This window comes from bacterium (assembly GCA_021158245.1).
In the GTDB taxonomy this organism is placed as follows: Bacteria; Zhuqueibacterota; QNDG01; order QNDG01; family QNDG01; genus QNDG01.
Map to the genome: position 1 here is coordinate 1 of JAGGVB010000098.1, position 5,945 is coordinate 5,945.

At 43.8% G+C, this 5,945-nt stretch carries 4 protein-coding genes; all 4 read right to left on the reverse strand.

The window, feature by feature from the left end:
- Complete coding sequence (gene hutU / locus J7K93_05875) at positions 1-1,704, reverse strand: urocanate hydratase (protein ID MCD6116521.1); 1,704 nt, start codon at positions 1,702-1,704, stop codon at positions 1-3.
- 45 nt (positions 1,705-1,749) lie between these two features.
- Positions 1,750-3,429 carry a glutamate formimidoyltransferase gene (gene ftcD / locus J7K93_05880; protein MCD6116522.1) on the reverse strand — a complete coding sequence of 560 codons (1,680 nt, stop codon included), beginning with the start codon at positions 3,427-3,429 and terminating at the stop codon, positions 1,750-1,752.
- Between the two features lie 35 nt (positions 3,430-3,464).
- Complete coding sequence (locus J7K93_05885; protein MCD6116523.1) at positions 3,465-4,991, reverse strand: aromatic amino acid lyase; 1,527 nt, start codon at positions 4,989-4,991, stop codon at positions 3,465-3,467.
- Between the two features lie 78 nt (positions 4,992-5,069).
- On the reverse strand, positions 5,070-5,945 hold an 876-nt coding region (locus tag J7K93_05890), incomplete at its 5' end, for an aromatic amino acid lyase (protein ID MCD6116524.1).

Sequence of the window (5,945 nt, forward strand, 5' to 3'; positions counted from 1 at the left end):
CTACCTGTCCGAAGGATTAAATTTGTTTGTCATAATCCCTTTTTCTTTTGCAACCTCTAGTGCTTTTTCATATCCTGCATCAACATGGCGTGCAATTCCGCTTCCGGGATCAACAGTTGTAACCCGCCTCAATCTCTCTTCTCTCTCCTTTGTTCCGTCAGCTACAATTACCATGCCTGCATGGAGGGAGTATCCGACTCCCACTCCACCGCCGCTATGGAAGCTGACCCAGGAAGCTCCGTTTACAGCATTAAGTGCAAAATTGATAAGGGGCCAGTCTGCAATTGCATCACTTCCGTCTTTCATAGCTTCTGTCTCTCTGTTTGGTGAAGCAACAGAACCGCAGTCAAGATGGTCTCTTCCAATCACGATCGGCGCCTTCAGCTCACCGGTTGAAACCATGTGGTTCATTCTGAGAGCAAATTCAGTACGTTCTCCGTATCCAAGCCAGCAGACTCGGGCAGGCAGGCCGAGATGCGGAATCTTCTTTGATGCAAGATCAATCCATCTTGCAAGAGGTTTATTGTCAGGGAAGAGTTCCAGAACAACCTTGTCCAGCTTGTCAATATCTTCCGGATCTCCTGAAAGAGCTGCCCATCTGAACGGGCCCCTCCCTTCGCAAAATAGAGGCCTTACATAAGCAGGAACAAAGCCCGGGTACTTGAAGGAGCCGTCCTGCTTTCTTACTGAAACTCCGGCTGCTTCTGCCTGAGCACGGAGGTTGTTTCCGTAATCAAATGCAACAGCGCCCTGTTTCTGCATCTCCAGAATGGCCTCCTGATGAATAGCAATTGTCTCAAGAGATTTCTTCTGATACGTTTCCGGATCTTTTCCACGGAGCTCCATAAGTTCATCAAAATCTCCTATAGGAATATAATCAAGAAGGCTGTGTGCAGATGTTTGATCCGTAACTATATCAGGAATTACACCTCTTGCAACAAGTTCGGGATGCACTTCTCCGCAGTTCCCTATAAGGCCGATGGAAAGGGGTTCACCCATAGTTTTTGCTTCTTCTACCCATTGTATCGCTTCATCAAGAGAAGATGTCATTCTGTCGCAATAACCCTGATCAACCTTTTGTTTAATTCTGTCAGGCCGGACTTCAACATCCAGAATAACAGCTTCGTTCATAGTTGCAGCAAGGGGCTGAGCTCCGGACATAGCGCCCATACCGCCAGTAAGTATAAATTTCCCCTTAAGGGAATCAACACCAAAATCAATCTTGCCTGCCGCTGCAAAGCTTTCGTATGTTCCCTGAATAATGCCCTGAGTTGCTATGTAAATCCAGCTTCCTGCTGTCATCTGGCCGTACATGATAAGGCCGTCTTCGTCAAATTTGTTAAATTGGTCCTGATTTGCCCATTTTGGCACAATATTGGAATTTGCAATAATGACTCTGGGTGCATCAGGGTGAGTAGGTGCAATGTAAACCGGTTTTCCTGACTGAACGCAGAGAGTGTGCCTGTCGTCAAGATTTTTTAAAATATCAATTATTTCAGAATACGCCTTCCAGTTACGCGCTGCTCTTCCGCTGCCTCCGTAAACAATTAATTCCTCGGGCTCAAGAGCCACATCAGGATCAAGATTGTTCATAAGCATACGCATGGCTGCTTCGGTATCCCAGTTTTTAGCAGTAAGCTTAGTGCCCCTGGGAGCCCTTATAGGCATTTGGGGCCTGTATTCATAATACATTGGGCGTGCCATCTTTCCCTCCTGTTAAAGATCTCGAGGCTTAAAACCTCTTAAAAACTACTTATTTTCTTCAATGATTTTTTCAGTGATTTTAATTGTTTCCCTGCATACGGCAACAACTTCTTCTTTTATTTTTTTTGCTTCATCTTTTATTTTGTTATAGAACTCTTTGTCGTCTATTCCGGTAAGATTAATAATGACATTAAGATATGCACCTTCTGCAGCAGTCTGTGCACAAAGAGCAGCCACACCTGCATCACTAACAGAATTCCTGTTGCCGTTTTCAGCAATTTTTCTTGCAATAATAGAAGCTTCTCCGGATCGTTTGAGAACTCCGAAAGGAACCAGGGTAGCCTCTTTTGTAGCTTCTGTGATAGCAAGATTCCTTGCGGTTTTTTCAGCATCGCTCTTTTTCGGCATTTTCATTGCAGCCATGATTTTGTTAAAAGCTTCCGTGTCCCTGTCAACGTCCCGTATAAACTCTTCCTTAAGCTGTTGTGCCTTTACGCTTATCTCATCCATCTCCTGTTTGAAAGATTTGTAGCCCTTTTTATCAAATGTAAGTGCAGCTACCATTGCAGAAAGGGCGCTGCTTAAACCTCCTGCAAGAGATGCAACACTTCCTCCTCCCGGAGCAGGTGCATCAGTGGATAGCAGATCTGTAAAATCATCAATCCTCATACTTGTAAGATCGTTCTTTTTATCCAATTGATATTCAATGACTTTCTTCTCTTTTTCAAACGAGTAGATATCTCCAAGGCCCATGGATAAAACTGCTATGTGGATTAATTCCGAATCCGGTACTCCGGAAGGTTTCCCCTGTTTTTTCAGATAATACCTGCCTGCATCTTTTAAAGCATCAAGAGGAATCAATCCGACAAGTTCGCTTCCGGTTACTCTTGCGCCCAGTTTTTCAGCAAGATTGCAGCATTCATCAAAAACAATATGAGGAGGCGTTATTTTGTAGTTGGTAAGATTCATGGAGACCTGAGCTCTGCCGAAGTCCTCCATGTACCATCCTACAGCTTTACAGTTCGTAAACTTACCGGGGACTCTTAATTTATTTCCTTTTTCATCTTTTACTATTTTACCTTTTGAGTCCCTCTTTAGCCGTCCTTTTTCCCGGATTGTAAAAGCAATTTCTTTTGCAATATTTGTGTTTCTCGTGTTAAGATTAATATTGTATGCAATAAGAAATTCCCTTGCACCTATGACAGTCGCACCTGCTGTTGGATTGAATACTGCAGGCCCGAAATCAGGTTTCCAATGGGGATCCTTTAACTTCTCCTCCAGCCCCTCATACTCTCCTGCTCTGATATTTGCAAGATTTTCTCTTTCAGGAGTGCTTGCAGCAGATTCGTAAAGATAGACAGGAATTCCAAGCTCTTCACCTACACGTTTCCCGAGTTTTTTTGCAAGGTCTGCGCACTCTTCCATTGTAATGCCTGAAACAGGAACAAACGGGCACACGTCAGTAGCGCCCATTCTTGCGTGAGCGCCTGTCTGAGTCCGCATGTCAATAATTTCAGATGCCTTTTTAATAGCCCGGAACCCAGCTTCAACAGTGCTTTCGGGATCTCCGACAAATGTTATAACTGTTCTGTTTGTGTCTTTGCCGGGATCAACATCAAGAAGTTTAACATTTTTCACAGCATCAATGACATCTGATATCTGTTTGATTTTGGCCATATCCCGGCCTTCACTGAAATTCGGTACACATTCGACTATTTTTAACATAGAATCTCCGTCAATGCTTTTACTGATTTATTTTTTTACTCGTTAAGAGAACCGATCTCTTTTTCAACTTCTTCCAGAATCTCGCAGGATTTGACAAGCTGCTTCATAGTTGTGTGGTCTGCATAAAGGGGCCGGTCAATTTCCAGAAATTCCACGTGGCGTCTTATAACGTTTTTAGCGGTCTGGACACCTTTGCCTAATTTGTGCTCGCGTAAATCAAGAGCCTGTGCAGCAGCCATGAATTCAATTCCAAGAATTCCGTAGGCATTATCCAGAATCTGAAAGTTCTTGATAGCAGTGTTCATTCCCATACTTACAAAATCTTCCTGATCTGCAGCAGCCGGAATGGATTGAATTGATGCAGGCATTGAAAGGATTCTCTGCTCAACAATCTGCATATCAGCAGTATACTGGCTGAGCATAAGGCCGGACATCATTCCTGCACCTTTAGTCAGGAATGGAGGAAGCCCTCCACTGAGTGCAGGGTTGTTCAGCCTGTTCATCCTTCTTTCGGACATAACAGATACCATTGTTACTGCAACACCAGCCATATCCATTGGCAGAGAAACAGGTGTTCCCTGAAAATTCGCTCCTGAAAGCTGAGTGTTAAGATCAGGAAAGAAGATGGGATTATCTCCGACACCGTTCAGCTCAATCTCAACCTGAGATCTTGCAAATTCAAGAGCATCGTGTGCAGCGCCTATTACCTGAGGTGTGGAGCGCATGGAATATGCATCCTGTACCTTTACTTTCAGACGTCCCTCAGCAAGGTCTCCATGTGCAACAAGTTTTTGTATTGATTTTGCAGAACGTATTGCACCCTTAAAACCCCTGACTTCGTGAAGCAGCGGTGTATATGGTTTCATATTTGCGAGCAGTGCCTCAAGAGACATTGCTGCTGCAATTTCAGCCTGTTTCAGCCAGTGCATTGCATCATAAAGAAAGATAGCGCTCATTGCAGTAAGAACATTTGAACCGTTTATTGTTCCAAGCCCGTCGCGTGCCTGAAGCCCGGGAATTGGTATGCCTGCTCTGTCCATTGCTTCTTTTCCGCTTAAAAGCTCTCCTTTATAATAGGCCTTTCCTTCTCCCATGAGCAGAAGTGCTATCTGAGACATAGGAGCAAGATCGCCGGAAGCGCCTACAGACCCTTTCTGGCAGATAAAAGGAGTAACGCCCTTGTTAAGCATCTCAACCAAAGTTTGAGTAATAACAGGCCTGATACCTGAATTACCGTGAGCATGAACGTTAATTCTTCCTGCCATAGCGCCGCGAACATATTCTATGGGTGCGGGGTCACCGATACCTGCTGCATGATTGTAAACAAGATATTTCTGAAAATCCTTTACCTGATCATCATTAAGTACAACTTCAGAAAATTCACCGATACCTGTATTTACTCCGTACATAATTTCATGTGCCTGAATTTTTTCTTCAAGCATGTCGCGGCATTTGGAAATTCTGTTTAGCGCATCAGGATGAAGTTCAACTTTTTCATTATAACGGGCAATACGTACAACCTTTTCAATTGTAAGATTTGATCCGTCGAGAATAATTGCCATTTTAAACTCCTTTCTTTCCGGTTAAAAAATAAGTTATAAGATATTTTTTAAAATTTATTGTACTCAATAATAAAATTATTACATTGAAAACTGTTTTGAAAATTTCCCCCCCAAATCAATGCTTTGTTTGTTTGCGGCTTCCGCAGCGTTATTTATCAGTTCTTTTTCTGAAATTAACTCCTTCGCAGCAGCAAGATCATTGCTGAAAATCCGGTCTTCTTCAGCATGGTCTATTCTTGAGCGAATCAGGCTGTGGCATGATTCAAGAACAGGCCCGGATTTCATTGGACGCCTGTAATCAAAAGCCTGGGCAGCACATACAAGTTCAACAGCAAGAATATTTTCAAGATTGTCAATAATCATGTTAAGTTTTCTTGCGCTGATAGAACCCATGCTTACGTGATCCTCCTGGCCGAGGGAGGTGGGTATGGAATCCGCACTTGCGGGAAAGCACAGAGATTTGTTTTCACTTACAAGTGCAGCAGAGGTGTACTGAGGAATCATAAATCCCGAATTTATTCCGGTGTTTCTCATGAGAAGTTTGGGAAGGCCGCCGTGGCCGCCCTGAAGAAGAAGATAAGTTCTGCGGTCGGAGATGTTACCAAGTTCACTTGCAGCAATGGAGGCATAATCCATTGGTATGGCAATTGGTTCCCCGTGAAAATTTCCGCCGCTCACCGTATTGTCCGCACTAAAAATTATAGGGTTGTCAGTTACAGAGTTGACCTCAATCTGCAGAATCTCCTTCAGGTGAAACCAGGCATTTCTTGAAGCTCCGTGAACCTGCGGAATACATCGTAATGAGTAGGGATCCTGAACTCTTCCGCAATTTGTATGAGAGGCCACCATCTCGGAATTCTCAAGCAGCGTTTTCAGCCTGTGTGCCACATGTTTTGACCCTGCATAGGGCCTGAGTGCATGGAGTTCGGGAATAAAGGGTTTTGCAGATCCAAG

Excerpts from the sequence above, each read along its gene's own strand:
- J7K93_05885 (MCD6116523.1), bottom strand. The coding sequence starts at position 4,991 with ATGGCAATTATTCTCGACGGATCAAATCTTACAATTGAAAAGGTTGTA.
- ftcD (MCD6116522.1), bottom strand. The coding sequence starts at position 3,429 with ATGTTAAAAATAGTCGAATGTGTACCGAATTTCAGTGAAGGCCGGGAT.
- hutU (MCD6116521.1), bottom strand. The coding sequence starts at position 1,704 with ATGGCACGCCCAATGTATTATGAATACAGGCCCCAAATGCCTATAAGG.